Raw genomic sequence first — 25,560 nt, 5'->3', positions numbered from 1 at the left:
GTTTTCCACGCTACGGCTCGATTGGCATCACCTGTTGGGCTTCGACGATGGAGCCATCCCCAACCAGGCGGCGTACCCTCACTCCGCCTTCTTGCGAATCCAGTACAGATAGTGCCCTTCCCCTTCGCTCTTCTCCACCAGTTCATGGCCGAGGAAGACGCAGAACTTGGGGATGTCGCGCTGGGTGGAGGGATCGGTGGCGATGACCTTGAGCAAGGCGCCGGGGGCGATGTCGCGCACCTTGTTGTGCAGCATCATCACCGGCTCCGGGCAGTTCAGCCCGCTGGCGTCGAGGGTGGCATCGGCTTCGAGGGTCATGGGGTCTCCAGGGATAGAACGGTTACAGCGATCTGCATTCAGAGCCTGACGACGGCCTAGGGTTTCCGATCCAGCCGGCGCAGATGACAGGTCACTTCCTCGCGGTCGTGGTACAGCTGCTTGCAGCCGATGACGACGCGCTGGCCGCGATCCGCGAAATGCGCGTGCAGGCGTTCGAGGATACCGGCCACTTCGCGGTAGCGCTGCTTCATCGGCAGCTTGAGATTGACCACCGCCTCGCGGCAATGACCCTCGCCGATCCAGCGTTCGATCAGCGCCGCGGTGCGCGCGGGCTTCTCGACGATGTCGCAGACCATCCAGTCCACCGGGCGCTTGGGGACGAAGGCGTAGCCGTCGACCTGCAGGTGCTCGACGAGGCCGGTATCCATCAGCGTCTCGTTCATGGGGCCGTTGTCCACCGCCGTCACCAGCATCTCACGGGCCACCAGTTGCCAGGTCCAGCCACCCGGGGCGGCGCCCAGATCGACGGCGCGCATCTCGGAGGAGAGGCGGGTTTCCCAATCGGCACGCGGGATGAAGTGGTGCCAGGCCTCTTCCAGCTTGAGGGTCGAACGACTGGGGGCCTCGCGGGGGAACCTCAGCCGCGGGATGCCCATGGGCCAGAGCGCGGCGTTGCCCGGTTCGACCACGCCGACGAAAACCTCGCGGCCGCTGAGAAAGGTCAACTGCAGACGCGGCGCCCTGGCATCGTCCACCAGGCGGCCGGCCTTGCGCAGCGCCAGGGTCAGCGGGCGCTCGAATTTCTTGCAGAAGGTGGAGAGCGCCTTGCCGTCGTTGGTGTCGGGCATCTCCAGGGCCAGGCTGCCGCAGACGGGATAGCCCGCCAGCAACTCCAGCAGCGGACCGATGCGCTCCTGCTCGGGCAGATCGAGGAAGGCGCCACGGGACCACTGACGAGGGAAGGTCAGCTCGCTGAAGGTAATGTTCCGCATCAACCGGGCGGCGCCCTCGGCGTCGCCACAGACGAATTCGGCATAGGCCGCACCCGGCTTGCCCTTGGCATAACCGGCCACGCCGAGCAGCGCCGCCCGCTCGCCGAGCTCGGCGCAGACCTCGCCTTCGAATCCGGTACGGCACAGCAGCAACAGGGTATTCACGACGGAGCTTCCTCAAGGGGTCACGCAGGGCGCGCACTATACCCCAGCGCGCCCGCTGGGGAACGCCAGCGGCGCCTATCGGTCCAGTACTACACCTAGAAAAATCAGTCCGCCCAGCGCTGGTACGGGTCTCCTTCACCTTTCGAGGCTCGAACGGCCAGCGGGCAACCGTCGATAAGGAGACCCCTGATGCCAGCCCTGGACAGCCTCAAAAGCCTCAAGACCCTGCAGGTCGGTGAGCGCACCTACCACTATTACAGCCTGCCCGACGCGGCCCAGACCCTGGGCAATCTCGACAAGCTGCCCAAATCCCTCAAGGTGCTGCTGGAGAACCTGCTGCGCTGGGAAGACAACCAGACCGTTACCGGCGAGGACCTCCAGGCCCTGGCCGACTGGACCAAGACCCGCTCCGCCGATCGCGAAATCCAGTACCGGCCGGCGCGGGTGCTGATGCAGGACTTCACCGGCGTACCGGCCGTGGTCGACCTGGCCGCCATGCGCGAAGCCGTGGCCAAGGCCGGCGGCGATCCGCAGCGGATCAATCCGCTCTCCCCCGTCGACCTGGTGATCGACCACTCGGTGATGGTGGATCGCTACGCCAGTGAAAACGCTTATCACGAGAACGTCGAGATCGAGATGCAGCGCAATGGCGAGCGCTATGCCTTCCTGCGCTGGGGCCAGAACGCCTTCGACAACTTCCGCGTGGTGCCGCCGGGCACCGGCATCTGCCACCAGGTCAACCTGGAGTACCTGGGCCGCACCGTCTGGACCAAGGACGAGGATGGCCGCACCTATGCCTTCCCCGACACCCTGGTCGGCACCGATTCACACACCACCATGATCAATGGCCTGGGCGTGCTGGGCTGGGGCGTGGGCGGTATCGAGGCCGAGGCGGCCATGCTCGGCCAGCCGGTGTCCATGCTGATCCCCGAGGTGGTGGGCTTCAAGCTCACCGGCAAGCTGCGTGAGGGCATCACCGCCACCGACCTGGTGCTGACCGTGACCCAGATGCTGCGCAAGAAGGGCGTGGTGGGCAAGTTCGTCGAATTCTTCGGCGATGGCCTGGCCACCCTGCCCCTGGCCGACCGCGCCACCATCGGCAACATGGCTCCGGAATACGGCGCCACCTGCGGCTTCTTCCCGGTGGACCAGATCACCCTGGACTACCTGCGCCTGTCCGGCCGGCCCGAGGAAACCGTGCAGCTGGTGGAGGCCTACACCCAGGCCCAGGGCCTGTGGCGCAATCCCGGCGATGAACCGGCATTCACCGACGTGCTGGAACTGGACATGGGCGAAGTCCAGTCCAGCCTGGCAGGCCCCAAGCGCCCGCAGGATCGTGTGCTGCTTGGCGAAGTCGCCAAGACCTTCAGCGATTTCACCGCCCTGGCGCCGAAGAAAGCCGAGGCACCCAAGGCTGGCAGTGGCGTCGAAGTCCAGCTCGACGGCCAGACCTTCCAGCTGGAGGACGGCGCCGTGGTGATCGCCGCCATCACCTCCTGCACCAACACCTCCAACCCCAGTGTGATGATGGCCGCCGGCCTGCTGGCGAAGAAGGCCGCGGAAAAGGGGCTGATGCGCAAGCCCTGGGTGAAGTCGTCTCTCGCTCCCGGCTCCAAGGTGGTGACCGACTACTACAACGCCGCGGGCCTCACGCCCTACCTCAACGACCTCGGCTTCGACCTGGTCGGCTATGGCTGCACCACCTGCATCGGCAACTCCGGTCCGCTGCTCGATCCCATCGAAAAGGCCATCCAGGACGCCGACCTCACCGTGGCCTCGGTGCTTTCCGGCAACCGTAACTTCGAAGGCCGGGTGCATCCGCTGGTCAGGACCAACTGGCTGGCCTCGCCGCCGCTGGTGGTGGCCTATGCCCTGGCTGGTAGCGTGAAGGTCGATCTGACCCAGGAGCCGCTGGGCATGGGTAACGACGGTCAGCCGGTCTATCTGAAAGATGTCTGGCCCAGCCAGCAGGAAGTGGCCGACGCCGTGCAGAAGCTCGACACCGCCATGTTCCACAAGCAATACGGCGCCGTATTCGACGGTGACGAGAAGTGGCAGGCGATCCAGGTGCCGGATGCCGAGACCTATGTCTGGGATGCCGATTCCACCTATATCCAGAACCCGCCGTTCTTCGAAAGCATCGCCGGCGATCCGCCGCGCATCGCCGACATCCACGACGCCCGCATCCTGGCGCTGCTGGGCGATTCGGTCACCACCGACCACATCTCCCCCGCCGGCAACATCAAGAAGGACAGCCCCGCGGGCCGCTACCTGGCCGAGCATGGCGTGGACTACGCCGACTTCAACTCCTACGGTTCGCGCCGCGGCAACCACGAAGTCATGATGAGAGGCACCTTCGCCAACATCCGCATCAGGAACGAGATGCTCGGTGGCGAGGAAGGCGGCAACACCTTCCACGTGCCCACGGGCGAAAAGCTGTCGATCTACGACGCGGCCATGAAATACGAACTGGAAAATACCCCGCTGGTGATCATCGCCGGCAAGGAGTACGGCACCGGTTCCTCCCGCGACTGGGCGGCCAAGGGTACCAACCTGCTGGGCGTCAAGGCCGTGGTCGCCGAGAGCTTCGAGCGTATCCACCGATCCAACCTGGTGGGCATGGGCGTGCTGCCGCTTCAGTTCAAGGACGGCGTGGACCGCAAGTCCCTGGGGCTGACCGGCAAGGAAAAGATCGCCGTGCTGGGCATCGACGGCGTCGAGTTGCGCCCGCGCATGCCGCTGACCCTGGAAGTCACCCGCGAGGACGGCAGCCTGGACAGTGTCGAAGTGCTCTGCCGCATCGACACGCTCAATGAAGTGAGCTACTTCAAGGCCGGCGGCATCCTGCACTATGTGCTGCGGGAGTTCCTGGCCAAGCCGGCTGCTTGATAACCACTGCCCCGGGCGCTTTGACCGGGGCAACTATCCCCTTCAGGACTACCACTCCCAAGCTTTGGCGCCAATAAGATAGGCGTAGTCAGATCTCCTAGGGTACTAAATGATGGCGCTGATGCTTTCAGCTAAACTCGGACGGCTAACCAGGAGGTTTTGTCCTGCCCCAACCGAGTCTGGATAAAAAACGGCGCTATTACGTACGTATGCGCCTGGCCAACTACTCCGCCAGCCTGCGGCTGGAGGGTTTCGAACTGAAGTCTGAGGTCTCGGATGTCATCGGACAGGATAAGCAATCCCTCGTCGCGCACTACCGGCGCCTGAGCCAGGCACAATGATCGACAAGTACGGAGCCGGCCAGGATCCGTACTGCTATCCCGGCACCACGACCTTACGTAATCTGCTCGACATCCAGGATGATGGGCTGCTGGCAGCGGCGGAGCGCGATCTGTCCCGCCTCGCAGCCGGTGAGTTAACGTTCGAGCTACCGCCCTACGACCTGGGTTATCTTTGTCGCCTGCATCGACTGCTGTTCCAGGATATTTATGCCTGGGCAGGCGAATTGCGTACCCTCGACATCGCGAAGAACAGCACAAGGTTTTGTACGGTGCAGCGGCTGATACCCGAGGCGGACAAGCTATTCAATCGACTGCGCGCGAAGAATTGGTTCGAAGGGCATCCCCGAGACGCCCTGATCGTGCTGAGCGCCGAGTTCTATGGCGACCTGAACATGGTGCATCCTTTCCGCGATCGCAACGGGCGTGCGCAACGCCTCCTGTTCGAGCACCTCATCATCAATGGTGGCTACCAGATCGACTGGTCACCGGTAGGACGGGATGAATGGATAGACGCCAACGTCGCGGCTGTCCATTGTGGTTATGCGGGGCTGGAGCGAATATTCGCGCGCTGCATAGGCTCCGCCATTGAGTGACGCCGCTTCAGCGTTCCAGTAAGGCCCGAGCATTCCGCCCGAACCCCTCGACCACCTCCTGCAGCGGTCCGAGAAAGCGCGGATGGATCAGCCACAGCTGGATCTCAGGCTTGAAGTCCTTCAGCGAGATCACTGCCAGACGCTCGCGATGGGCACTCAAGGCCAGCAGCGGCGCCGGGACCAGGCCCAGGCCTTGGCCGTCCGCCACCAGGCCGAGCTGGAGTTCGGTGCCATAGGTTTCCAGGTTGATGCGCAGTGACTCACCCCGCTCGGCCAGGGTCCGTTGCAGGCTGGCACGAAAGCCACAGCCATCGGGATTGAGCACCCAGCCCTGGCCCTGGATGTCGGCCAGCCGCTGCGCCTTGGCCGGCATCTGGTCGCGGGCGCCGACCACCTGCAGCGGCATGGCGCCCAAGGCCTGGGCCTCGACGCCGTCGGGAAACACCTTGTTGGCCGGGAATAGCACCAGGGCGCCGTCCAGCTCGCCGTGCTCGATACGGCTGACCAGTACGCTGCCCCAGCCGGTCGCCACCTGGGTGCGCAGCTCCGGGTAGCGGGTGCGGATGTCCTTCACGGCCTCCAGCAACAGCGCATCGCCCAGGGTCTGGGGCACGCCCAGGCGCAGCAGCCCGGACGGTGGGGCATCGCCCGCCACTCGCTCGCGCAGGGCATCCATCTCGCGCAGGATGGCGCGGCAGTGACCATAGACCTCCTGGCCCAGGCGGGTCGGCTTGAGTGGCTTGGTGTGGCGGTCGAGCAACTCGACCCCGAGATCCTGTTCGAGACTCTGCAGCCGGCGGGTGATGGCCGGCTGGGTCAGCCCCAGGGACAGGGCAGCGGCATTGAGGGAGCCGCTGCGGAGCACCGCGACGAAGGCTTCGATATCGTCGGTCTTCATGAGGAGGCGTCTGACTTCCGGCTGATGGACATGCGCCTCAAGCATAACGCAACGCCTCCGCGTCGGTATCGGGCTCAGCGCTGTGCCGTCTCTGCCGGCGGCGCCAGGCTCGAGCCAAAGCCGTCGTAGAACAGGCGGCTGGCGTCATAACCCTTGACCAGGCCCTCAGCGGCGAAGAAGTCGACGGTACGCTGCGCCTGGGCGATGGCCGCCGGCGTGACCGGTCCAATAGCGGTGCGCGCGCGGGCGAACCAGGCCTGGGCGATCGCAGCGTCGGCGCGGGTGCGCTCGGCCCAGGCGCTGGCGTAGCGCGCCGTATGCTCGGGATCGGCATTGGCCCAGGTGCGCGCCTGGTGCAGCCGCTGGAGGAAGTCGGCAATGGCCTGGTGCTTGGCCGCATCGTCCAGCGCACCCTGGCTGGCGACCACGAAGCTCTGCGCCGGGATCAGGCCTTCGGCGGTGGTGAGCACCCGAGCGCCGTGGCGCTGGGCCTGGGTGACATAGGGTTCCCAGGTGGCGATGGCGTCCACCGAGCCGCCTTCCAGGGCGTGGGAGGCGTCCAGGGCATTGAGATAGCGAAAGCTCACCTGATCGCGCGGCACGCCCGCGCGGTCCAGGGCGGACAATGCCAGCTGCTGGCTCCAGGACCCCTTCCAGATCGCCACCGTCTTGCCCGGCAAATCCGCCAGGCTGCGGATGTTGGAATCGCCGCGCACCAGCACCGCCACGCCGTCCCGGCTCTGGCGGCTGATGCCGACTACCTTGATCGGTGCGCCCAGGGCACCCAGGAACAACGGGGGCGCATCGCCCAGTAGCCCCAGGTCGAGGCTACCGACGTTGAGGGCCTCGGCCACCGGCGAGCCGGCGGTGAACTGCTTCCATTCCAGTTGATATGGCAGGTCGTTGAGGACACCTGCGGCTTCCATCACGGTGCGGGTGTTGTAACTCTGGTCGCCCACCACCAGGGTAGTGGCCAGGGCCTGGGTGGCGGCCAGCAGGCCAAGGGCGAGGCCAGCGAGGGTCTTGCGCAGCATGGGAAATCTCTCGTCAGGTATAGGCGCGGATGTCGGGGTACTGGCCATTGACCGCGAAGCGACCGACCTCCAGCACCTTGTAGGCCAGGGGGTCGTGCAGGCTATGGGTGCGCACATCGCGCCAGAAGCGATCCAGGCCGAGACGGTTATGGGTGGCGCGGGCGCCCAGGGCATCGAACACGCGAGTGGTCACGTCGAGGGCGGTACGGGCCGCCAGTACCTTGGCACTGGCGACGGCGATGGCGGTCTCGCCGCGCAGTTCGGCGGTGAAGGCGTCGTCAGCCGCGAGCAGGGCATCCACCCGCCCAGCCGCCACCTCGGCCAGGGCCACGGCGCCCTGCAGGGCGATCCACAGCTCGCCCACCTGGCTCAGCACCAGTTGGTCCTCGCTGGCGCTGGCGGCCAGGGAATGTACCCAGGGCCGGGCCTCTGCGTGCAGATAGCGGCACGCCTCGCGCAACGCGCCTTGGGCGGCGCCCAGGTAGTACTGGGTGAAGGCCGACTGGTTGACCGGGGTGCGGATCACCGCGGCGAAGTCGCCCGAGTCTTCCAGGTCGCAGACCTGTACCTCTTCGGTGCTGGCCCGGACGTCTGTAAGGGTAAAGCTGCCACTGTCGCTGCGGGCCATGCCGAAGTGGTCCCAGTCATCGGCATAGGCCAGCCCCGCCCGGTCCGCTGGCAGGGTGACCATCAGCCGCGCCCCGCTCTCCCGATCGCGGGCGCTGATGGCGAGCCGATCGGCGAAGGCGGCGCCACTGCAGAAACCCTTGCGCCCGGTCAGGCGATAGCCACCGCCGGCAACGGGTGTGGCGAGAATGTCGTCATCCCGTGGATTGACCACCCCGGCCAGCCACAGCCGGCCTTCGGCGATTTCGGCCAGCAGGCCATCGCGCCGCGGCTGCGGCTCGCGGCGCAGGTTCACGGTATTGAGCAGGTGATAGCCGAAGAGCAGGCCCACCGAGCCGTCACCGGCGGCGATCTCGCGCAGCACGCGCATGGCCAGCGACCAGGGCTGGCCGGCACCCCCGAGGCGCATGGGTATGACCAGATTGGTCAGGCCGCTGTCCTTGAGGCGTTGCAGCTGGGCGTCGGGACGAATACGGTCGCGCTCGTCGGCCACCACCCGGGCGGCGAATTCCGCGCCGATCTCGCGGGCCAGTGTCAGCCAGCCCTCGGCATCCTTGATCGTGCTCATCTAGTCCTCCAGGGGGCCAAGGCCCAGGTGATCTCTCAGGGTCGAGCCCTGGTACTGGCGCCGGAACAGCCCGCGGCGCTGCAGGTGCGGTACCACGCTCTCGCTGAATTCGACGAAGGAACCCGGCAGGTAGCCGGGGGAAATCACGAAGCCATCGCAGCCGCCGGCTTCGAACCACTCGGCCAGCTGGTCGGCGATCTGGGCAGCGGTACCCACCAGCTGCGGCACACGGACGCTGGCGGCGTAGCTGCGACCCAATTCGGCCAGGGTGGTGCGCGGCCCCAGCGCCAGCAGCTTCTCCGCAGCGGCCGTCGGCAGATCGCCGACCTCGGCCACCTCGCCCAGGGCCGTATCCAGGGTGAAGCGGGAGAGGTCGATGTTGAGCTGGGAACAGAGGGTGATCAGCCCCACCTCCGGTTGTGCCAAGGCGTTGTGCCTTTCCTGCTTGGCGCGTGCCTCGGCTTCGCTGCCGCCGATGAAGGGCATGACCGAGGTGAGGATCTTGCAGCTATCGGGAGAGCGTCCCTGCTCCAGCACCTGGCGGCGCACGTCGTCGCGAAAGGCACGCATGGCGACGAGATTCGGCTGGATGGTGAAGATGGCCTCGGCCCAGCGTGCGCCGAACCGGCGGCCACGGCCGCTGGAACCGGCCTGGATCAGCACTGGGCGCCCCTGGGGACTGCGCGGGATATTGAGCGGGCCTTCCACGCGGAACCAGTCGCCGCGATGGTCCAGGGCACGGACCTGCGCCGGATCGGCCAGCACCCCGGCTTCCCGATCCAGGTGCAGGGCCTGCGGCCCCCAGCTGCGCCAGAGCTTTACCGCCACCTCGACGAATTCGTCGGCGCGGTCGTAGCGCAGGTCGTGCTCCAGGTGGCGCTCCTTGCCGAACAGCCGGCCTTCGCTGTCGTTCATCGAGGTGACGATGTTCCAGGCGGCCCGCCCCCGGGACAGGTGATCGAGGGTGGCGAAGGCCCGCGCGACATGGGCCGGCTCGTAGTAGGTGGTGGAGCGGGTGCAGCCCAGGCCGAGGTGGCGGGTATGGGCTACCAGATAGGACAGTAGTGGCAGCGGATCGAGCCGGGTGGCGTCCTGGGCGCCCAGGCGCAGGGCGGTCTCCCGCGAGCCGCCGAGCTGGTCGCCCACGGCCAGGCGGTCGGCGAAGAACAGGAAGTCGAACAGCCCCTCCTCCAGGGCCTTGGCCGCGCGCACGTAGTAGTCCGGGTCGAGGAAATCGCCCTGGGTCTCGGGATGGCGCCAGACGGCGTGGCTATGGACGACGGGACCGGCCAGCAGGAAGCCGGCGAGGTGCAGTTGGCGACTCATCGGCTGGCCTCCCGGGGTGCTTGCAGGTAGCGGTTGAAGCTCTGGTCATAGAGCGCCTTGACGTCATAGGGCTGCGGCAGCACCCCGGCCTTGACCAGGAAATCGGCGGTCTGCTGGCCATCGTTCAGGGTCTGGGCGCTGATCGGCTCGACCCAGGTGGCATCGCGGCGGAACCAGCGTTCGGCGATGGCCGGATCGGAGTTGTTGCGCCTGGCCCAGGCCTGGGCATAGACGTCGACGTGGTCGCGGGCCCAGCTGCGAGCCCGTTGCAGCCGGGCGATGAAGTCGCCGATGGCGGCGCGGTGCTCGTCCAGGCGTTGGCTGTTGGCGACCACATAGACCGGCGCCGGCATCAGGTCCTTGGCGGTGACCAGCACCCGTCCGCCCTGGCGTTCCACCATGCTGACGTAGGGCTCCCAGGTGGCGGTGGCGTCCAGGGTGCCCTGGCTCAGGGCGGCCACGGCCTCGGTGGGCATCAGATAGCTGTAGCGCGGGGCGTCGCTGGGCAGCCCGGCCTGCTCCAGCGCCGAATAGACCAGCTGCTGGCTCCAGGAGCCCTTCCAGATGGCCACGCGCTTGCCGGCCAGGTCCGCCACCGTCTTGATCGGCGAATCCTTGCCGACGACGATGGCGGTGCCGTCCGGACGATTGCGGGTCACCGCCACCACCTTGACCGGTCCACCGCGGGCGGCCAGGGCGATCACCGGGGTATCGCCGACGATCCCCAAATCGATGGAGCCGACATTGAGCGCCTCCACCACCGGGCCACCGGCGTTGAATCTCTTCCACTGGATCTGGTACGGCAGGTCTTTGAGTTCACCCGCCTGCTCCAGCAGGGTGCTGCTGTAGTAGAACTGGTCACCGATGGTGAGGCTGACCGCCTGGGCCAGGCTGGCGGAGGTGCCGGCCAGCAGGCCGGCGGCGAATAGCAATCCCTTGATCACGAAGGCGTCTCCTCGAGGGTATCGGGAGCGCTCCGTGGGTACGGTCGCGCGGTGGCTGGGTCAGCAGGCTTCAGCCGGTGCGACGGGCGCCGGCCAGGCGCGCGGCGACCTTCTCACGCGTCAGGGGGATCAGCTCGCGGCCGTATTCGACAGCGTCGTTGAGCGGATCGAAGCCGCGGATCAGGAAGCTGTCGACGCCCAGGTCGTAGTAGTCCAGCAGGGCATCGGCCACCTGCTCGGCGGTGCCCACCAGGGCGGTGGAATTGTGCCCGCCGCCGACCAGGGCGGCGATACCGGTCCAGAGCCGGCGATCCACGCGGTCGCCCAGGGCCACGGTGTCGCGCAGGCGCTGGGCCCCGACCGCATCGGGTTTGGCGGGATGCACGGCACCGTCCGCCGCAAGGCGCGCCTTGGCCTGCTGGCGAATCGCCTCGGCCTTCGCCCAGGCGTCGTCCTCGGTGTCGCCGAGGATCACCCGGAAGGACACGTTGAACTTCGGGTTACGGCCATGGCGTGCCGCCTCGGCGCGGACTGCGAAGAGGGTCTCGCGGGTCTGGGCCAGGGATTCGCCCCAGAGGGCGAAGACGTCGGCGTGCTTGCCCGCCACTCGCAGCGCGGCCGGCGACGAACCGCCGAAGTACACCGGCAGGCTTGGCTGCTGCAACGGCTTGATGGCGGAGAAGCCATGCGCGACCCGGTAATGCTCGCCCTCATGGTCGAAGGGCTGGGTAGCCGTCCACTCCTGGCGCACCACATCGAGGAACTCCTCGGTCCGGGCATAGCGCTGGTCGTGGTCGAGCCAGTCGCCGTCCTTGCGCTGCTCGCCGTCGCTGCCGCCGCTGATGATATGCACCGCGAGGCGGCCGTCGAGCAGATGGTCGAGGGTCGCCAGCTTACGCGCTGCCAGGGTCGGGGCGACGAAGCCAGGACGGTGGGCCAGCAGGAACTTGAGTGTCCGGGTGGCCTGCCCCGCCAGGGCGGTAACCAGGAAGCCATCGGGCTGATCGGACCAGTAGCCCACCAGGATACGATCGAAGCCGGCCTGCTCGTGGGCCTGGGCGAAGCGGGTGACATAGCCCTTGTCGAAGATGGGGCCGGAGGGGGCGATGATCTCCGAGGTGAGGCGGTGGCCGATCATGCCGAGGAATTGAACGCTCATGGTGGTGAATCCCGTGCCGAGGTAGAGGGACGCCTTCCAGGAAGGCGTGGGCTAGGGTTCACCTTAGGCAGCCAGGGCATAAGAAGGAAATTCCTTATGCGCATATCCTAATTCTAGTTTTATTTATTTTACGCATTTAACACGGAAAGCTAAGGGCTTCTCATCGTGACCGCGATGGCGCTGTAGCGTGGAAAACGGCGCAGCCTTTTCCACTGGAAGACCGGATGCGGGGACGCCCTCACCCCAGCCCTTTCCCAGGGGATAGGGGGTGGTCCGCGCAAGCTCGAGAGCCGTCGCTCACGAGGCAAAGACGGTGGCCTGTTGGGCTTCGACGATAAGGCCGTCTCAACCCAACCTACAGGGATGTTCCGTAGGTTGGGTTGAGCACAGCGAAGCCCAACGACGTAGGGAAGACCCTACCGCTGCATGCCCCACTTCTTCACCGTCAGCCGCTCCAGGGTGGCGAAGACCAGGCCTTCCACTAGCAGGCCGATGATGATCACCGCGGCCAGGCCAGCGAAGACGCGATCAGTGTAGAGCTCGTTGCGATTCTGGAAGATGTACCAGCCCAGGCCGCCCTTGCCGCTGGAGGCGCCGAACACCAGCTCGGCGGCGATCAGGGTGCGCCAGGCGAAGGCCCAGCCGATCTTCAGGCCCGAAACGATGGCCGGCAGCGCTGCCGGAATGAGGATCAGCCCGACGTATCTCAGGCCCTTGAGGCCGTAGTTGCGCCCCGCCATGCGCAGGGTGTCGGAGACGCCGAGAAAGCCCGAGTAGGTGTTCAGCGCCATGGGCCAGAGCACCGAATGCACCAGCACGAACACCAGGCTGTTCTCGCCCAGACCGAACCAGAGTAGCGCCAACGGCAGCAGGGCGATGGCGGGCAGCGGGTTGAACATGGAGGTCAGGGTGCCGAGCAGGTCGCGACCGAACTGGGTGGAGACGGCCAGGGCACTCAGCGCCAGGGCCAGCACCACGCCCAGCAGATAGCCCTTGAGCAGGGTGCCGAAGGAAATGGCGACCTTGGCCGGCAACTCGCCGGTGACCAGGCCATCCCAGAAGGCCGCGGCGGTCTGCAGGAAGCTGGGCAGCAGCAGGTCGTTGCCTTGCCAGCGGGCGGCCACTTCCCAGGCCAGCATCAGGATCGCCAGGATCACCAGCTTGCGCAACCAGGCCTGGCTCCAGAGGCGAGTCGCCAAGGGGAGTTCGACCGCCAGTGGCAAGTCGTCGAGGGGTGGGAGGTCCCGTTGGTATTCGGCCCGCACCGGGGGCTGTCGAGTCATGGGTCTACCTCGAAACTAGTAGGAAATGCGGCCCTGGACGATGGCCTGCTGCAGGCGCAGGCGCTCGTCGGCGACCTCCGGCGGCAGGGTCTGGACGTCGTCGGGGAACAGCAGGTTGTGGATGCGCAGCGCGGTGCTCTGGAATTCGGTGCCGCCGAAGTCCTCGAGGCCGAACTGATGGCAGTTGAGTTCCGCGCGGACCCGGCCCGGATGGGGCGACAACAGCAGGATGCGATTGCCCACCACCAGCGCCTCCTCGATCGAGTGGGTGACGAACAGCAGGGTGAAGCGCACCTCGTCCCAGAGGGCCAGGAGTTCTTCCTGCATCTTGCGGCGGGTCAGGGCATCCAGGGCGGCGAAAGGTTCGTCCATCAGCAGGATCTTGGGCTGCATGGCCAGGGCGCGGGCGATGGCCACCCGCTGCTTCATGCCGCCGGAAAGATGATGCGGATAGGCATCGACGAAGCGCGCCAGGCCGACCTTGTCCAGGTAGTGCAGCGCCCGCTCGCGCGCCTCGCCACGACTGGCCTGGCGACTGGCGAGCAGCGGGAACATGGTGTTCTCCAGCACCGTCTTCCACGGCGGCAGCTGGTCGAATTCCTGGAACACCACGATGCGATCCGGTCCAGGTCCCTTGACCGGCTGGCCCTCCAGGCGGATCTCGCCGTGCAGCGGTGGCAGAAAGCCCGCCACCGACTTGAGCAGACTGGACTTGCCGCAGCCGGACGGACCGAGCAGCACGAAGCGATCGGCACCGTGCACCTCGAAGGATACCTGGTGGGTAGCCCGCACCCGGCGTTCGCGGGTGCGGTATTCGAGGTCGAGATCCTGCACCTGCAACAGCGGCTGGGTCTGCGCCAGGGTCAGGTGCGGACGGGAAGCGAGAGGAGCATTCATGGTCGTCTCCTCCCTTAATAAGGCGCATCGCCCTGGATGGTGGTGCGATACAGCTTGCGCCTCATATGGTTGGGGCAGCCGGTCGCCAGGTGCAGCAGCGAGCGGTTGTCCCAGAACACCAGGTCATGGGGCTGCCACTGGTGGCGATAGAGGTGCTCAGGCTTGACGCTGTGTGCATGGAGCTCGGCCAGCAGCGCGCGACTCTCGTCTTCCGGCAGGCCGACGATGTGGGTGGTGAACCCCTCGCTGACGAACAGCGCCTTGCGGCCGTTTTCCGGATGGGTGCGCACCACCGGATGTACCACCGCCTTGACCTCGGCCAGCTGCGCGGCGGTCAGGGTCGGCCGCCAGTTGCCCTCGAACTTGGGCTTGGCATAGGTGGCGGTGTAGGAATGTTCCGCCTGCAGGCCGTCGACTTGGCGCTTGAGCGCCGCCGGCAGGGTGTCGTAGGCCAGGTGCATGTTGGCGAAAAGGGTATCGCCGCCCTCTTCCGGCAACTCCTGGGCATGCAGCATGGAGCCCAGGCTCGGTAGCTCCTTGTAGGAGAGATCCGAATGCCAGAACTTGCCGGCATCGCCCAGGCCGATCGGCTGACCGTCTTCGACGATGTTGGAGACGATGAGGATTTCCGGGTGACCGGCCAGGTGGAATTGCTTGAGCACATGGATCTGCAACTCCCCGAAGCGACGGCTGAAGGCGATCTGCTCCTCGGGGGTGATGCGCTGGTCGCGGAACACCACCACATGGTGGTCCAGGTGGGCGCGATGGACGCGGGCGAAGTCCTCGGCATTGAGCGGCTGGGCCAGATCGATGCCGAGGATCTCGGCACCCAGGTTGCCGAAGGGACGGATCTCGAAGGCCTGGCCAGCGGCCGGACGTGGGGATGCGAGAGTCATTGGAGTGTTCTCCTTGGTGGTCCAGCTCAGCTGCCGGGACGCTCGTGGGCTTCGGGGAAGAAGTAGTCCTGCCAGGCGGCAGCCTGGTGTTTCAGCACGCCCAGTTCATGCAGCTTCTGGGCGTAGACGAAGGTGCGCTGGGGCTCGACGGTGAAGTCGATCTCCGGGTCTTCGACGATGCGCTGCACCAGGGCCAGGGGCAGCTTGGACTTCTCGACGCGAATGTAGGCCTCCGCGGCCGCGGCCTTGTTGGCGCGGATGAAGGCGGCGGCTTCCACCAAGGCGTCATAGAAGGCGCGATAGGTCTTGGGATTCTCGTCGTGGAATTTCTCGGTGGTGTAGAGCACGTTGAAGGTGCCCGGACCGCCGAGGACGTCGTAGCTGCTGAGGATGCGATGGACCCTTGGATTCTCCAGCGCCTGGTACTGGAAGGGCGGACTGGAGAAGTGGGTGGTGATCTCCGAGCCGCCCGCCGTCAGGGCAGCGCTGGCATCGGGGTGCGGCAGACTCACGCTGATGGCGTCGAACTTCTTGAACTGGGCGTCGCCGAAGACCTTGGCGGTCTCGATCTGCAGGGTGCGCGACTGGAAGCCCACGCCCGCCGCCGGCACGGCGATGCGATCCTGGTCGGTCAAATCCTTGATCGACCTGACCTCGGCGCGATTGCTCAACAGGTAGTTGGGCATGGCGCCCAGGGCGGCGATGGCCTTGACGTTCTGCCGGCCGCGGGTGCGATCCCAGACGGTCAGCATCGGCGGCACCCCGGCGGACACCACGTCCAGCGAGCCGGCCAGCAACGCCTCGTTCATGGCGGTGGCGCCGGAGATGCTGTTCCAATCCACCTGGACGTCGAGGCCGGCGGCCTTGCCATGCTTCTCGATCAGCCGCTGGTCGCGCACCACGTCGAGGATCAGATAGCCGATGCCGAATTGCTGGGCGATGCTGATCTTGCCCTCGGCAACTGCATTACCCGCGAAGCCCAGAGCACCCGTCATGGCGGCGATAACCGCCAACCCCTTGCCTACCCTGCTCATCCTTACGCTCCGTGCCGTCTGGCTACCCGAAAGCGTTATAGGCTAATGAGCTGTTATAACTTTTGGTAAAGAAGGAATTCGACTAACCATATGCACGGAGATGCGGGACCGAGTGAATTCGACCGCTGGAAGGTCCTAGCCTTCGAGCAGCTGTCGCAGGCGCCGCACGGCGCTGGCCGGCGTAGTAAGCACCGACCCGCCCCAGGCGGCTTCGCTGGCCGATTGCGCGGCAGTCATGGAGAACTGTGCGAAGCAGAGCACGTCATAGTCGCCGCGTAGCCGCTCTGCAGCCGCGGCGATAAGGGCGTCGTGGCGGGCCTGGTCTCCCGCATGCAGGGCTTCCAGCGCGCCTTCGCAAAGGATCGGTGAGATATCTACCGTCTGGCCGCGGCGGCTTGCCTCGACCTCGAAGTCGCTGACGATGGCCGCGCCCGCCGGGCCGAAGGTGGTCAGGGCGGCGATGCGACCGCCCCTGGCCAGGGCCTCCTGCACCATGGCCTCGTTGGGCTTGAGGATCGGTCGCTGATGGCGGCGCTGGCAGGCTTCGATGGCGCTGGAAAACGCCGAGCAGGTAAAGAGCACGGCGTCGGCCTGGGCGCGAAAGGCATGCTCGGCCAGGTCCTGAGTGCGCTGGTCCAGCGCTGGCGTACTGCCGCCAGCGGCGCTGGCGTCTTTAGACAGCGAATCGTCCCAGAGATCGAAGCGCAGCGCCTGGGGCCAATCCTGGGCGAAGGCCGCGTTGATGGGCTCGATGGCGATGCGGGTAGCGTGAATCAGAAAGATGCGTTTGGCGGCGGTCATGGTGATAGCGCTCCAGGAAGGGCCGCCAGAACGGCGGGTAGCTGGCGGAAGCGCCTAGCGGACGTCGAGGATGATCACGCCGTCGGCATCGGCATAGCGCTGGTCACCGCTGCAGATCGTCTGCCCGGCGCAGGTCACCGCCACGCCGACCTGGCCTTCGTTGCGCTTGATCGACTCGCGCGGCGAGACGCCCAGCGCCTTGACGGCCAGCGGCAGCACCGCCTTGTCGCGGACCTGGCCATAGATGAGGGCGCTGGCCCAACCAGGTCCTCCCCGATGATGCCGCCGAGCAGCGCACAGCGGTCGCTGCCGCCGCCGTCGACCACCAGCACGCGCCCCTCGCCCGGCTGCTGGCTGAGTTCCTTGATGCGCGAGTTGTCCTCGAAGCACCTGACCGTCAGCGCCGGCCCGACGAAATCGGGCCGCCCGCCCAGGTCCTGGAAGATCGGCTGCAGGACCCACGCCTGGTCGCCATGCTCGTCGCAGAGGTCGGTGGCCTTGGAGGTCATGGTGGTGCTCCTGGGTGGTCGAAAGATCGGTCAGGCCGTTACCGTTCGCCGTGCCAGCAACTGGCCGGTCACGAGCACGATGAGGACGCCGAGGACGCCAGCGGCATAGGGGACCCAGTGCATGTCGCCGGTACCGAGCCAGCCCTGCAGGAGTTCGTCGCTGGCGATCAGCTTGCCGGCGATCCAGCCGAGCAGGGCCGCGCCGGCCACCACCAGCCAGCGAAACCTTTCCATGAGCTTCAGGATGAGCTGGCTGCCGAAGATGATGATCGGGATGCTGATGAGCACCCCGGCGACGGCCAGGCCCAGATGTCCCTGGGCGGCGCCGGCCACGGCGATGACGTTGTCCAGGCTCATCACCACGTCGGCCACCATGATGATCCAGATGGCCTGGCCCAGGGTGGTACCGGCCTTGACGTCGGCCTCGTCGTCCTCGGGCAGCAGCAACTTGATGCCGATCCACAGCAGCAGCACGCCACCCACCACCTTGAGCAGCGGCCAGCCCAGCACGTAGCTGGCGACGAACAGCAAGAGGATGCGCAGGATGACGGCGCCGGCCACGCCACCCAGGACGGCCTTGCGGCGTTGCGCGTCCGGCAGGCGCCGGCAGGCCAGGGCGATGACCACGGCGTTATCGCCGCCAAGCAGGATATCGATGATGACGATCTGGAGCAGACTGGTCAGGAAGACCGGATCGGACAGGGCGGTAAGCAAGGTGGACCTCGTCTATTTGGGGGCTGACGTCCCTTGGGCAGCGGCGGCCCACAATGATTTCAGGTCATTAATATTGTCTTTTATATCAATACAGAACAATATTGGCCACGTCTGAAATCCAGCGTTCGCGGAACGAGAACGTTGCGTTGGCCAGATACCAATTTCCGGGTGATGCCGGCTCTCCTAGCATTCCCCTACCCCTCCACCTTTCCGCAACCGGACCGGATAGCCCATGAAGTTTGCCCTGGATTCCGCCTACACCGGCCAGCTCACCCTCGGCGACCGGCGTTACGCCTATGTCGATCTCAAGCGCCTGTTCGACGCCGACACCCTGGCCCGCCTGCCCTATTCCCTGCGCCTGCTGGTGGAAAACGTCGCCCGCTGTTTTCCCGAGGCGCTACCGCCGGTGCTGGCCCGTGCCCGTGGCGAAGGCCCGCCGTGCGAGGCGCCCTTCCTGCCTAACCGCCTGATGTTCCACGACACCACCTGCCTGCCGGCCCTGGCCGACTTCGCCGGCATGCGCGACATGGTGGCCGAACTGGGCGGCGATCCGAGCCGGATGAATCCGCGCATCCCGGCGGTGCTGACCATCGATCACTCGGTGATCGTCGAGCGCTTCGCCGAGCCGGGCGCGGTGGAAGCCAATCTGGACATCGACTACCGCCGCAATACCGAGCGCTACCAGTTCATCAAGTGGGCGCAGAAGAGCCTGGACAACTTCAAGGTGGTCCCACCGGGCACCGGCATCATCCACCAGGTCAACATGGAGTCCCTGGGCACCGTGGTCTGGGAAAGCGAGACCAGCGACGGCCAGCCGCTGCTGCACCCGGACGGCATGGTCGCCACCGACAGCCATACACCGATGATCAATGCCATCGGCATCCTGGGTTGGGGCGTCGGCGGTCTGGAAGGCCAGGCGGCCATGCTGGGCGAACCGGTACCGATCAGCTTTCCCGAGGTCATCGGTATCCGCGTGACCAACGCGCTGCGTCCGGGAGTGACTGCCACCGACCTTGCCCTGAAAGTCACCCAGTTGCTGCGTCAGCGCGGCGTGGTGGGCAAGTTCGTCGAATTCTGCGGGCCGGGGCTGTCGGGCCTGAGCTGGGCCGCCCGCGGCACCCTGTCCAACATGGCGCCGGAATACGGCGCGACCGTGGTGTTCTTCCCCTTCGATACGGTGACCATGGAGTACCTCGAGCTCACCGGCCGCACCCCGGAGCTGCGCGAGCGGGTCGCCGCGTACCTGCAAGCCCAGACCCTGTGGCGCCACGATAGCGATCCCGAGCCGGTCTTCACCGAGGTCATCCCGCTGGACCTCGCCAGCATCGAGCCCAGCGTGGCCGGTCCGCACCAGCCGCACCAATGGCAGCCACTGGCCAAGGCCCGCGACTCCTTTCGAGCCGAGGTGCCGACCGACCCGGACGCCGGTCTGATCGCGCGTTCCAGCGGGGCTACGGCGGACTACTTCGAGCCGAGCTTCGGGCAGCCGCTGACCCATGGCGCCATTTCCATCGCCGCCATCACCAGTTGCACCAACACCGCCAACCCGAGCCAGATGATCCAGGCCGGTCTCCTGGCGCGAAGGGCGCGCGAACGTGGCCTCACCCGCAAGCCCTGGGTGAAGACCTCGCTCTCACCCGGCTCCCGGGTGGTGGCCGATTATCTGGGTGAAGCCGATCTGCTGAGCGACTTCGCCGCGCTCGGCTTCGAGCTGGCCGGCTTCGGCTGCATGACCTGCATCGGCAACTCGGGCACCTTCGAAGCCCATGTGGAGGCCTTCGCCGACCAGGGCCTGAAGACGGTGGTGGTACTTTCGGGCAATCGCAATTTCGAAGGCCGGGTCAATCCCAAGGCACAGTTCGGTTACCTCGTCTCGCCGGCCCTGGTGGTCGCCTATGCCCTGGCGGGCAGCATCGACGTCGATCTCGAACAGGCCGTGCTGGGGCTGGATCAAGCCGGTCAGCCAGTCTACCTACGCGATCTGCTGCCGGACGATGACGAAGTCCAGGCCCTGGTCCGCGCAACGGTGCGGCCCGAACTGTTCCGCCAGCGCAACGCCACCCTCTGGGACGGTACCCACCACTGGCAGGCGTTGTCCGCCGAGGGCAGCGTGCGCTTTCCCTGGTCGCCCAGCTCGACCTATCTGCGCCGGCCGATCTATCTGCAGGGGATCACGCCAGAGCCGCCGACGTCGCTGGCCGTGCGCGACGCCCGCACGCTGATGGTGCTGGGCGACAACATCACCACCGACCACATCTCGCCCGCCAGTGCCATTCCCCTGGATAGTCCGGCGGGCCGTTGGTTGGTCGCCCATGGTGAGGCGCCGGAAGACCTCAACCAGTATTCGACCCGGCGCAGCAATCACGAGGTGATGATGCGCGGTGCCTTCGTCAACCGCGCGGTGAAGAATCGCCTGCTGCCGGCGCATCCGGGCCAGGGCGGCTGGGCGCGGGCGGCCGACGGCGAGGTCTTGCCGGTGTACGACGCCGCCCTCAGCTGGGTCCGCCGCGGCACGCCACTGGTGGTGTTCGCCGGCATCAACTACGGCGCCGGCTCCAGTCGCGACTGGGCGGCCAAGGCGCAGGCTACCCTGGGGGTTCGGCTGGTGGTGGCGCAGAGCTTCGAGCGCATCCACCGCAGCAACCTGATCGGCATGGGCATCTTCCCGGTGCGCTTCCGCGCCGGGCAAGGCGCCGAGAGCCTGTGCCTGACCGGTGACGAGCGCCTGGACTTCGCCGGCCTGGATGAACTGCGGGTAGGGACCAACCCCATCACGCTGCAGATCACCCGCCCGGATGGCCAGAGTGACAGCGTCACCCTGGAACTGCCGCTGGATTCCACCCAGGAGATCCTCTACCTGCGCCAGGGCGGCATCCTGCCCTACGTGATCCGCAAGACCCTGAGCGAAGGACGGATTTGAATCCAAGGCCTCGCTAGCTTGAAGCCGAAACGCCTAAACCCACCGAAAGATACCTGCCCTTATAATTGTATCCTGTGTATTTACAAGACAATTCGATTCATCTTAACGTGCCTTCATACGGCTCACGCCCGACAACAACGACAACAGGAGAGCTCCACATGAGCAAGCGCATCGCCTTCGTCACCGCCGGTATGGGCGGATTGGGAACCGCCGTCTGCCAACGCCTGGCCCGGGACGGCTTCACCGTCATCGCCGGCTGTGGGCCGGACTCACCCCTCAAGGCCGACTGGCTGGAACAACAACGCAAGCTGGGCTTCGACTTCATCGCGGCCGAGGGGAACGTCGCTGACTGGGAATCCACCCGCGCCGCCTTTGCCAAGATTCGCGACGAGGTCGGCCCCGTCGATGTCCTGGTCAACAACGCCGGCACCGCCTGCAACGTGGTGTTCCGCGACATGCAACCGAGCGATTGGCAGACGGTGATCGATACCAACCTCAACTCCCTGTTCAACGTCACCCGCCAGGTGATCGATGGCATGACCTCCCGCGGCTGGGGGCGGATCATCAACATCTCCTCGGTCAACGCCCAGCTCGGTCAGGTCGGCCAGGTCAACTATTCCACCGCCAAGTCGGCGATCCGCGGCTTCACCCGCGCCCTGGCCCGTGAGCTGGCGGCTCGCGGGGTCACGGTCAACACCGTCTCGCCCGGCTACATCGCCACGCCACGGCTCAAGGCCCTGACCCGCACCGAACTCATGGATCGCATCGTCCACGAGATCCCCATGCGCCGACTCGGTACCCCAGAGGAGATCGCCTCCATGTGTTCCTGGTTGGCCTCGGACGAGTCGGCCTTCGCCACCGGCGCGGACTTCTCCCTCAATGGTGGCCTTCATATGAGCTGATCGCCGCTCCGCCACCGAACGCAACGACAACCACAACAAAAGTTGTATTTTGGAACCAGGAGATACAGATGCTCTCTCTGCTCGGCTATGGAATGATCGTGACCTTCATGGCGCTGATCATGACCAAGCGGCTGCCGCCCTTGGTGGCCTTGACCATCATCCCCATCATCTTCGCCATCATCGGCGGCTTTGCACCGGAGATGGGGCCGATGATGATCGATGGCCTGCGCAAGGTCGCACCCACCGCCATCATGGTGATGTTCGCCATCCTCTATTTCGGCCTGATGTTCGATACCGGCCTGTTCGATCCCATCATCCGCACCTTCATCAGGCTGATCAAAGGCGATCCCGCCAAGGCGGTGCTCTTCGCCACCCTGCTGGCGGGTCTTGTGTCCCTGGATGGCGACGGCTCCACCACCTACATGATCACCCTGACCGCCATGCTGCCGCTGTTCCGCCGTTTGCGGCTGAATCCGCTGATCCTGCCCTGCGTGGTCATCCTCGCCGCCAGCGTCACCAACCTGCTGCCCTGGAGCGGACCCATGGCCCGGGTCGCCGCCGCGCTGCAGGTGGAAACCAGCCAACTGTTCATCCCGCTGATCCCGCCGATGATCGTCAGCTTCATCGGGGTCCTGGCGCTGGCCTTCTGGCTGGGGCTGCAGGAGCGGCGCCGCCTGGGCCTGCTGGTGGCGCCGGGTGGTAATCCACTGCGCGCGACGGGCATGGACGAAGACATGGGTGATCTGCTGACATTGAGTGACGAGAACGCCGAGCTGCGGCGGCCCAAGCTGTTCTGGTTCAACGCCCTCCTGACCCTGGCGCTGATGACCTGCCTGGTGATCGAACTGCTGCCGCTGCCGATCCTGTTCATGGTCGCGTTCTGCATCGCCCTGACCCTCAACTACCGGCAGATGGACGAACAGCGTCGGCGCATCTCGGCCCATGCCCCTGCGGCCCTGACGCAGATCTCGATCTTCATCGCCGCCGGCATCTTCGCCGGCATCCTCTCCGGGACCGGCATGGTCAAGGCGATGTCCGGCTCGCTGCTCTGGGCGCTGCCGGAAAGCTGGGGCAACTACCTGGCGCCCATCACGGCGCTGCTGAGCATCCCCGGCACCTTCTTCATGTCCAACGACGCCTTCTACTATGGCGTACTGCCGGTGCTGGCCCACGCGGCCGAGGCCTATGGCATCGGCGCGGCGGAGATCGGCAGGGCTTCGCTGATCGGGCAGCCCGTGCACCTGCTCAGCCCGCTGGTGGCTTCCACCTATCTGCTGGTGGGCCTGGCCGGGGTGGAATTCAGCGACCACCAGAAATACACCATGAAATGGGCGTTTGCCCTGAGCTTCCTGCTCATGGCGGTCTCCATGGCCCTGGGCCTGTTCCCGCTGTACTCGGCCCGCTGACGACCCTGGCGACGGCGCGCTCGGTGCCGTCGCCCACTCCGAGTGGCCGTGGTTATGGTAACGTCAGGGCGATCCGCCAGACCCGGCTGGCCAGCCTCTTCAGTACCTGCGCTCCGTTACCCGTCGTCCAGAAGACTCCCGATGAAAAAAGACCTCGCCGAACAACTCGCCCCGCGCATCATCGATCTGGCCCGTGCCCGCTCGATGAAAGCCGGTGATCCGTTGCGCGAAGAGGCCTTCGCCAGGGAGCTGGGCGTTTCCCGTTCACCGGTGCGCCGCGGTTTCGCCCTTCTCGAAGAACTGGGCCTGGCGCGCAAGGAGCCCAATCGCGGCTTCTTCCTGACCCGTAATGCCAGTACCATCGAGCAGGCGGCACTGCCCAGCGAGGACGATCCCTACGAGGAGCTCTATCTGCGGGTGGTGGACGACATGCTGCGCGGCGACATCCGCAACAGCTTCTTCGAGGCCGAGTTGCTGCGCCGCTACCAGATCCCCCGCGGCCAATTGCTCAAGGTGCTCAACCGCCTGGCCAGCGAGGCCATGATCGAACGCCGCCCTGGCCAGGGGTGGGAGATCAATACCTTCCTGCATGACAGCGAAGCCCATATCCAGAGCTATCGCTTCCGCATGGCCATCGAGCCCTTCGCCCTGCGCGAGCCGGGCTACCGCATCGACAAGCGCGCCTTCGCGCAGGCCCGCCAGTGGCAGCAACGGCTGCTGGACGGCGAGCTCTTCACCCTGTCCCGCGCGCAGTTGTTCGAGATCGGCTCCAGCTTCCACGAATTGCTGGTGCGCTGCTCGGGCAACGTCTTCCTGCTCGAAGCCATCCGCCGGCAGAATCAGTTGCGCCGCTTCATGGCCTACCGCTCCAACGTCGAACGCTCACGGCAGATCGGCCAGAGCCAGGAACACCTGCACATCCTCGACCTGCTCGAAGGCGGCAGTCGTGAAGAGGCGGCGCTGTTCCTGCACCAGCATCTCGACGTGGTCAGCCGGCTCAAGGCCGCCCAGGATCGCCAGCTCGAAGCCGCGGAAGAAGACGCGGCAAAGCAGCCGGCCTGATCGACTCACCCGCCTGAACCCTGCCTTTCCCCGCCCGCCCTCCGTACGGGCGCTAAGCGTACGCGTTCGCACACCCCGAATCGGCACCGCCTTTTCGTCCTGCGCCGTTGCATGAATTGTTTTTAGATGACATAAAGTACAACACTTCTGGCCAGGCGTCGACCCCTGCAGACTTAGCCACCAGCGACTTCCCACAGCATCTACAAGGAGAAACCAATGCGTATTCTGGTCCTGCCCTGCGACGGTATCGGTCCCGAAATCATCCAGGCGTCCATGTCCGTGCTGGATGTCGCCAACGAGAAGTTCGGCCTGGGATTGACCTTCGATTACGACGACGTCGGCTTCACCAGCCTGGAGCAGCACGGCATCACCCTGCGCGACGAGACCCTGGAAAAGGCCAAGACCTACGATGGCGTGATCCTCGGCACCCAGTCCCATGCCGACTACCCGGCACCCGAGAAAGGCGGTCGCAACGTCTCCGCTGGCTTTCGTATCGGTCTCGATCTCTATGCCAACGTGCGCCCGGCGCGCACCAGACCCTTCCTCGCTTCCAACATGAAGGAAGGCAAGCGCATGGACCTGGTGATCATGCGCGAGGCCACCGAGGGCTTCTATCCAGATCGCAACATGAGCCGTGGCTGGGGCGAAGTGATGCCCTCCCCGGACATGGCGCTGTCGACCCGCAAGATCACCCGCCACTGCAGCGAGCGCATCGCCCGCCAGGCCTTCGAGCTGGCGATGAAGCGCCGTCGCAAGGTCACCGCCATCCACAAGGCCAACAGCTTCCACATGACCGACGGCCTGTTCCTGGAATGCGTGCGCAACGTGGCCAAGGAATTCCCCGAGGTGCAGCTGGACGATCTGCTGGTGGACGCCTCCACCGCGCACCTGGTGCGCAATCCCGAGCGCTTCGACGTGCTGGTGGCCACCAACTTCTATGGCGACATCATCAGCGACCTGGCCAGTGAGCTCTCCGGCAGCCTGGGCCTGGCCGGCTCCATCATGGCCAGCAACATCCACTGCTGCGCCCAGGCCCAGCACGGCTCGGCGCCTGACATCGCCGGCCAGGACAAGGCCAACCCGGTGTCGATGATCCTGTCCATCGGCATGATGCTGCACTGGATGGGCGAGCACCGCGGCAGCGCCAAGCTGCAGGAAGCGGCCGCGGCGATCGACCAGGCGGTGGACAAGGTGCTGGAAGATCCGGCCAAGCGCACCGCCGACCTGGGCGGCAGCCTGGGCTGCGCCGCCTTCGGCCAGGCGGTGGCCCAAGCTCTACGCGGCTAGGGCCACCCGTTGCTCCCGGGGCGTGCGCCCCGGG

General features: G+C 66.0%; 23 protein-coding genes and 1 pseudogene. 8 read left to right on the top strand and 16 right to left on the bottom strand.

Annotation, left to right across the window (positions count from 1 at the left end):
* Window positions 1-78: 78 nt before the first annotated feature.
* Both tusA and rlmM read right to left on the bottom strand, forming a co-directional pair.
* The gene (gene tusA / locus RCF34_RS21055; protein ID WP_308709933.1) at window positions 79-318 is read right to left on the bottom strand and encodes a sulfurtransferase TusA; all 240 of its coding nucleotides are present in this window, start codon (window positions 316-318) and stop codon (window positions 79-81) included.
* Window positions 319-374: 56 nt separating this feature from the next.
* On the bottom strand, window positions 375-1,436 hold the full coding sequence (gene rlmM / locus RCF34_RS21050) for a 23S rRNA (cytidine(2498)-2'-O)-methyltransferase RlmM (RefSeq protein ID WP_308709932.1): 1,062 nt from the start codon (window positions 1,434-1,436) through the stop codon (window positions 375-377).
* Between the two features lie 189 nt (window positions 1,437-1,625).
* Between rlmM and acnA (RCF34_RS21045) the strand changes: the two genes are divergently transcribed.
* The 3 genes from acnA (RCF34_RS21045) to RCF34_RS21040 all read left to right on the top strand — a co-directional run bounded on the left by acnA (RCF34_RS21045) (window position 1,626) and on the right by RCF34_RS21040 (window position 5,259).
* Window positions 1,626-4,325, top strand: a complete 2,700-nt coding sequence (acnA, locus tag RCF34_RS21045; protein WP_308709931.1) for an aconitate hydratase AcnA — start codon at window positions 1,626-1,628, stop codon at window positions 4,323-4,325.
* A gap of 164 nt (window positions 4,326-4,489) precedes the next feature.
* Window positions 4,490-4,666 carry a YhfG family protein gene (locus tag RCF34_RS23200; protein ID WP_374941225.1) on the top strand — a complete coding sequence of 59 codons (177 nt, stop codon included), beginning with the start codon at window positions 4,490-4,492 and terminating at the stop codon, window positions 4,664-4,666.
* A complete protein-coding gene (locus tag RCF34_RS21040) occupies window positions 4,663-5,259 on the top strand; it encodes a Fic family protein (protein WP_308709930.1) in 597 nt (198 codons plus the stop codon). The genes RCF34_RS23200 and RCF34_RS21040 overlap by 4 nt, the downstream gene beginning before the upstream one ends.
* 7 nt (window positions 5,260-5,266) lie before the next feature.
* Here RCF34_RS21040 and RCF34_RS21035 read toward each other — a convergent pair whose 3' ends face one another.
* From RCF34_RS21035 to RCF34_RS20970, 14 genes and pseudogenes are all read right to left on the bottom strand, one after another.
* Entirely contained in the window at window positions 5,267-6,157 is an 891-nt protein-coding gene (locus RCF34_RS21035) for a LysR family transcriptional regulator (protein WP_308709929.1), read from the bottom strand.
* A 74-nt stretch (window positions 6,158-6,231) separates the two neighbouring features.
* Entirely contained in the window at window positions 6,232-7,191 is a 960-nt protein-coding gene (locus RCF34_RS21030) for an ABC transporter substrate-binding protein (RefSeq protein ID WP_308709928.1), read from the bottom strand.
* Between the two features lie 13 nt (window positions 7,192-7,204).
* Window positions 7,205-8,386: an acyl-CoA dehydrogenase family protein gene (locus RCF34_RS21025; RefSeq protein WP_308709927.1), complete on the bottom strand. Its 1,182-nt coding sequence runs from the start codon at window positions 8,384-8,386 to the stop codon at window positions 7,205-7,207.
* Window positions 8,387-9,712, bottom strand: a complete 1,326-nt coding sequence (locus RCF34_RS21020) for an LLM class flavin-dependent oxidoreductase (protein WP_308709926.1) — start codon at window positions 9,710-9,712, stop codon at window positions 8,387-8,389.
* Window positions 9,709-10,656, bottom strand: a complete 948-nt coding sequence (locus RCF34_RS21015) for an ABC transporter substrate-binding protein (protein WP_308709925.1) — start codon at window positions 10,654-10,656, stop codon at window positions 9,709-9,711. Before RCF34_RS21015 ends, RCF34_RS21020 begins: the two co-directional genes overlap by 4 nt.
* 70 nt (window positions 10,657-10,726) lie before the next feature.
* Complete coding sequence (locus RCF34_RS21010) at window positions 10,727-11,815, bottom strand: LLM class flavin-dependent oxidoreductase (RefSeq protein WP_308709924.1); 1,089 nt, start codon at window positions 11,813-11,815, stop codon at window positions 10,727-10,729.
* Window positions 11,816-12,231: 416 nt separating this feature from the next.
* Complete coding sequence (locus RCF34_RS21005; protein WP_308709923.1) at window positions 12,232-13,098, bottom strand: ABC transporter permease; 867 nt, start codon at window positions 13,096-13,098, stop codon at window positions 12,232-12,234.
* Between the two features lie 15 nt (window positions 13,099-13,113).
* Window positions 13,114-13,995, bottom strand: a complete 882-nt coding sequence (locus tag RCF34_RS21000; RefSeq protein WP_308709922.1) for an ABC transporter ATP-binding protein — start codon at window positions 13,993-13,995, stop codon at window positions 13,114-13,116.
* Window positions 13,996-14,009: 14 nt separating this feature from the next.
* A complete protein-coding gene (locus RCF34_RS20995; protein WP_308709921.1) occupies window positions 14,010-14,891 on the bottom strand; it encodes a TauD/TfdA family dioxygenase in 882 nt (293 codons plus the stop codon).
* A 26-nt stretch (window positions 14,892-14,917) separates the two neighbouring features.
* Window positions 14,918-15,925 carry an ABC transporter substrate-binding protein gene (locus RCF34_RS20990; protein ID WP_374941222.1) on the bottom strand — a complete coding sequence of 336 codons (1,008 nt, stop codon included), beginning with the start codon at window positions 15,923-15,925 and terminating at the stop codon, window positions 14,918-14,920.
* Between the two features lie 135 nt (window positions 15,926-16,060).
* Entirely contained in the window at window positions 16,061-16,726 is a 666-nt protein-coding gene (locus tag RCF34_RS20985; RefSeq protein WP_308709920.1) for an aspartate/glutamate racemase family protein, read from the bottom strand.
* Window positions 16,727-16,780: 54 nt separating this feature from the next.
* A complete protein-coding gene (locus RCF34_RS20980; protein WP_308709919.1) occupies window positions 16,781-16,945 on the bottom strand; it encodes a hypothetical protein in 165 nt (54 codons plus the stop codon).
* A 110-nt stretch (window positions 16,946-17,055) separates the two neighbouring features.
* Window positions 17,056-17,235 (bottom strand): annotated as a pseudogene (locus tag RCF34_RS20975) (putative 4-hydroxy-4-methyl-2-oxoglutarate aldolase); the annotation flags it as partial.
* A gap of 30 nt (window positions 17,236-17,265) precedes the next feature.
* Window positions 17,266-17,949, bottom strand: a complete 684-nt coding sequence (locus RCF34_RS20970) for a TerC family protein (protein ID WP_308709918.1) — start codon at window positions 17,947-17,949, stop codon at window positions 17,266-17,268.
* A gap of 232 nt (window positions 17,950-18,181) precedes the next feature.
* On the opposite strand from RCF34_RS20970, the gene acnA (RCF34_RS20965) reads away from it, so the two are divergent.
* The 5 genes from acnA (RCF34_RS20965) to RCF34_RS20945 all read left to right on the top strand — a co-directional run bounded on the left by acnA (RCF34_RS20965) (window position 18,182) and on the right by RCF34_RS20945 (window position 25,526).
* A complete protein-coding gene (gene acnA / locus RCF34_RS20965) occupies window positions 18,182-20,869 on the top strand; it encodes an aconitate hydratase AcnA (protein WP_308709916.1) in 2,688 nt (895 codons plus the stop codon).
* 158 nt (window positions 20,870-21,027) lie between these two features.
* Window positions 21,028-21,771 carry an acetoacetyl-CoA reductase gene (gene phbB, locus RCF34_RS20960; protein WP_308709915.1) on the top strand — a complete coding sequence of 248 codons (744 nt, stop codon included), beginning with the start codon at window positions 21,028-21,030 and terminating at the stop codon, window positions 21,769-21,771.
* A gap of 68 nt (window positions 21,772-21,839) precedes the next feature.
* Window positions 21,840-23,177, top strand: a complete 1,338-nt coding sequence (locus tag RCF34_RS20955) for a citrate:proton symporter (protein ID WP_308709914.1) — start codon at window positions 21,840-21,842, stop codon at window positions 23,175-23,177.
* A 141-nt stretch (window positions 23,178-23,318) separates the two neighbouring features.
* Window positions 23,319-24,239: a GntR family transcriptional regulator gene (locus tag RCF34_RS20950; RefSeq protein WP_308709913.1), complete on the top strand. Its 921-nt coding sequence runs from the start codon at window positions 23,319-23,321 to the stop codon at window positions 24,237-24,239.
* Between the two features lie 216 nt (window positions 24,240-24,455).
* On the top strand, window positions 24,456-25,526 hold the full coding sequence (locus RCF34_RS20945; protein ID WP_308709912.1) for an isocitrate/isopropylmalate dehydrogenase family protein: 1,071 nt from the start codon (window positions 24,456-24,458) through the stop codon (window positions 25,524-25,526).
* Window positions 25,527-25,560: the final 34 nt, after the last annotated feature.

Origin of the sequence: Pseudomonas sp. 102515, from assembly GCF_031085165.1 — a bacterium.
Lineage (GTDB): Bacteria > Pseudomonadota > Gammaproteobacteria > Pseudomonadales > Pseudomonadaceae > Chryseomonas.
The sequence above is the reverse complement of the archived record's forward strand: the minus strand, read 5'-3'. Positions and strand labels throughout refer to the sequence as shown.

Bases quoted from the DNA above. Each gene is read 5' to 3' on its own strand.
- tusA (WP_308709933.1), bottom strand. From the start codon at position 318: ATGACCCTCGAAGCCGATGCCACCCTCGACGCCAGCGGGCTGAACTGC.
- acnA (WP_308709931.1), top strand. From the start codon at position 1,626: ATGCCAGCCCTGGACAGCCTCAAAAGCCTCAAGACCCTGCAGGTCGGT.
- RCF34_RS21040 (WP_308709930.1), top strand. From the start codon at position 4,663: ATGATCGACAAGTACGGAGCCGGCCAGGATCCGTACTGCTATCCCGGC.
- RCF34_RS21035 (WP_308709929.1), bottom strand. From the start codon at position 6,157: ATGAAGACCGACGATATCGAAGCCTTCGTCGCGGTGCTCCGCAGCGGC.
- RCF34_RS21030 (WP_308709928.1), bottom strand. From the start codon at position 7,191: ATGCTGCGCAAGACCCTCGCTGGCCTCGCCCTTGGCCTGCTGGCCGCC.
- RCF34_RS21025 (WP_308709927.1), bottom strand. From the start codon at position 8,386: ATGAGCACGATCAAGGATGCCGAGGGCTGGCTGACACTGGCCCGCGAG.
- RCF34_RS21020 (WP_308709926.1), bottom strand. From the start codon at position 9,712: ATGAGTCGCCAACTGCACCTCGCCGGCTTCCTGCTGGCCGGTCCCGTC.
- RCF34_RS21010 (WP_308709924.1), bottom strand. From the start codon at position 11,815: ATGAGCGTTCAATTCCTCGGCATGATCGGCCACCGCCTCACCTCGGAG.
- RCF34_RS21005 (WP_308709923.1), bottom strand. From the start codon at position 13,098: ATGACTCGACAGCCCCCGGTGCGGGCCGAATACCAACGGGACCTCCCA.
- RCF34_RS21000 (WP_308709922.1), bottom strand. From the start codon at position 13,995: ATGAATGCTCCTCTCGCTTCCCGTCCGCACCTGACCCTGGCGCAGACC.
- RCF34_RS20995 (WP_308709921.1), bottom strand. From the start codon at position 14,891: ATGACTCTCGCATCCCCACGTCCGGCCGCTGGCCAGGCCTTCGAGATC.
- RCF34_RS20990 (WP_374941222.1), bottom strand. From the start codon at position 15,925: ATGAGCAGGGTAGGCAAGGGGTTGGCGGTTATCGCCGCCATGACGGGT.
- RCF34_RS20985 (WP_308709920.1), bottom strand. From the start codon at position 16,726: ATGACCGCCGCCAAACGCATCTTTCTGATTCACGCTACCCGCATCGCC.
- acnA (WP_308709916.1), top strand. From the start codon at position 18,182: ATGAAGTTTGCCCTGGATTCCGCCTACACCGGCCAGCTCACCCTCGGC.
- phbB (WP_308709915.1), top strand. From the start codon at position 21,028: ATGAGCAAGCGCATCGCCTTCGTCACCGCCGGTATGGGCGGATTGGGA.
- RCF34_RS20955 (WP_308709914.1), top strand. From the start codon at position 21,840: ATGCTCTCTCTGCTCGGCTATGGAATGATCGTGACCTTCATGGCGCTG.
- RCF34_RS20950 (WP_308709913.1), top strand. From the start codon at position 23,319: ATGAAAAAAGACCTCGCCGAACAACTCGCCCCGCGCATCATCGATCTG.
- RCF34_RS20945 (WP_308709912.1), top strand. From the start codon at position 24,456: ATGCGTATTCTGGTCCTGCCCTGCGACGGTATCGGTCCCGAAATCATC.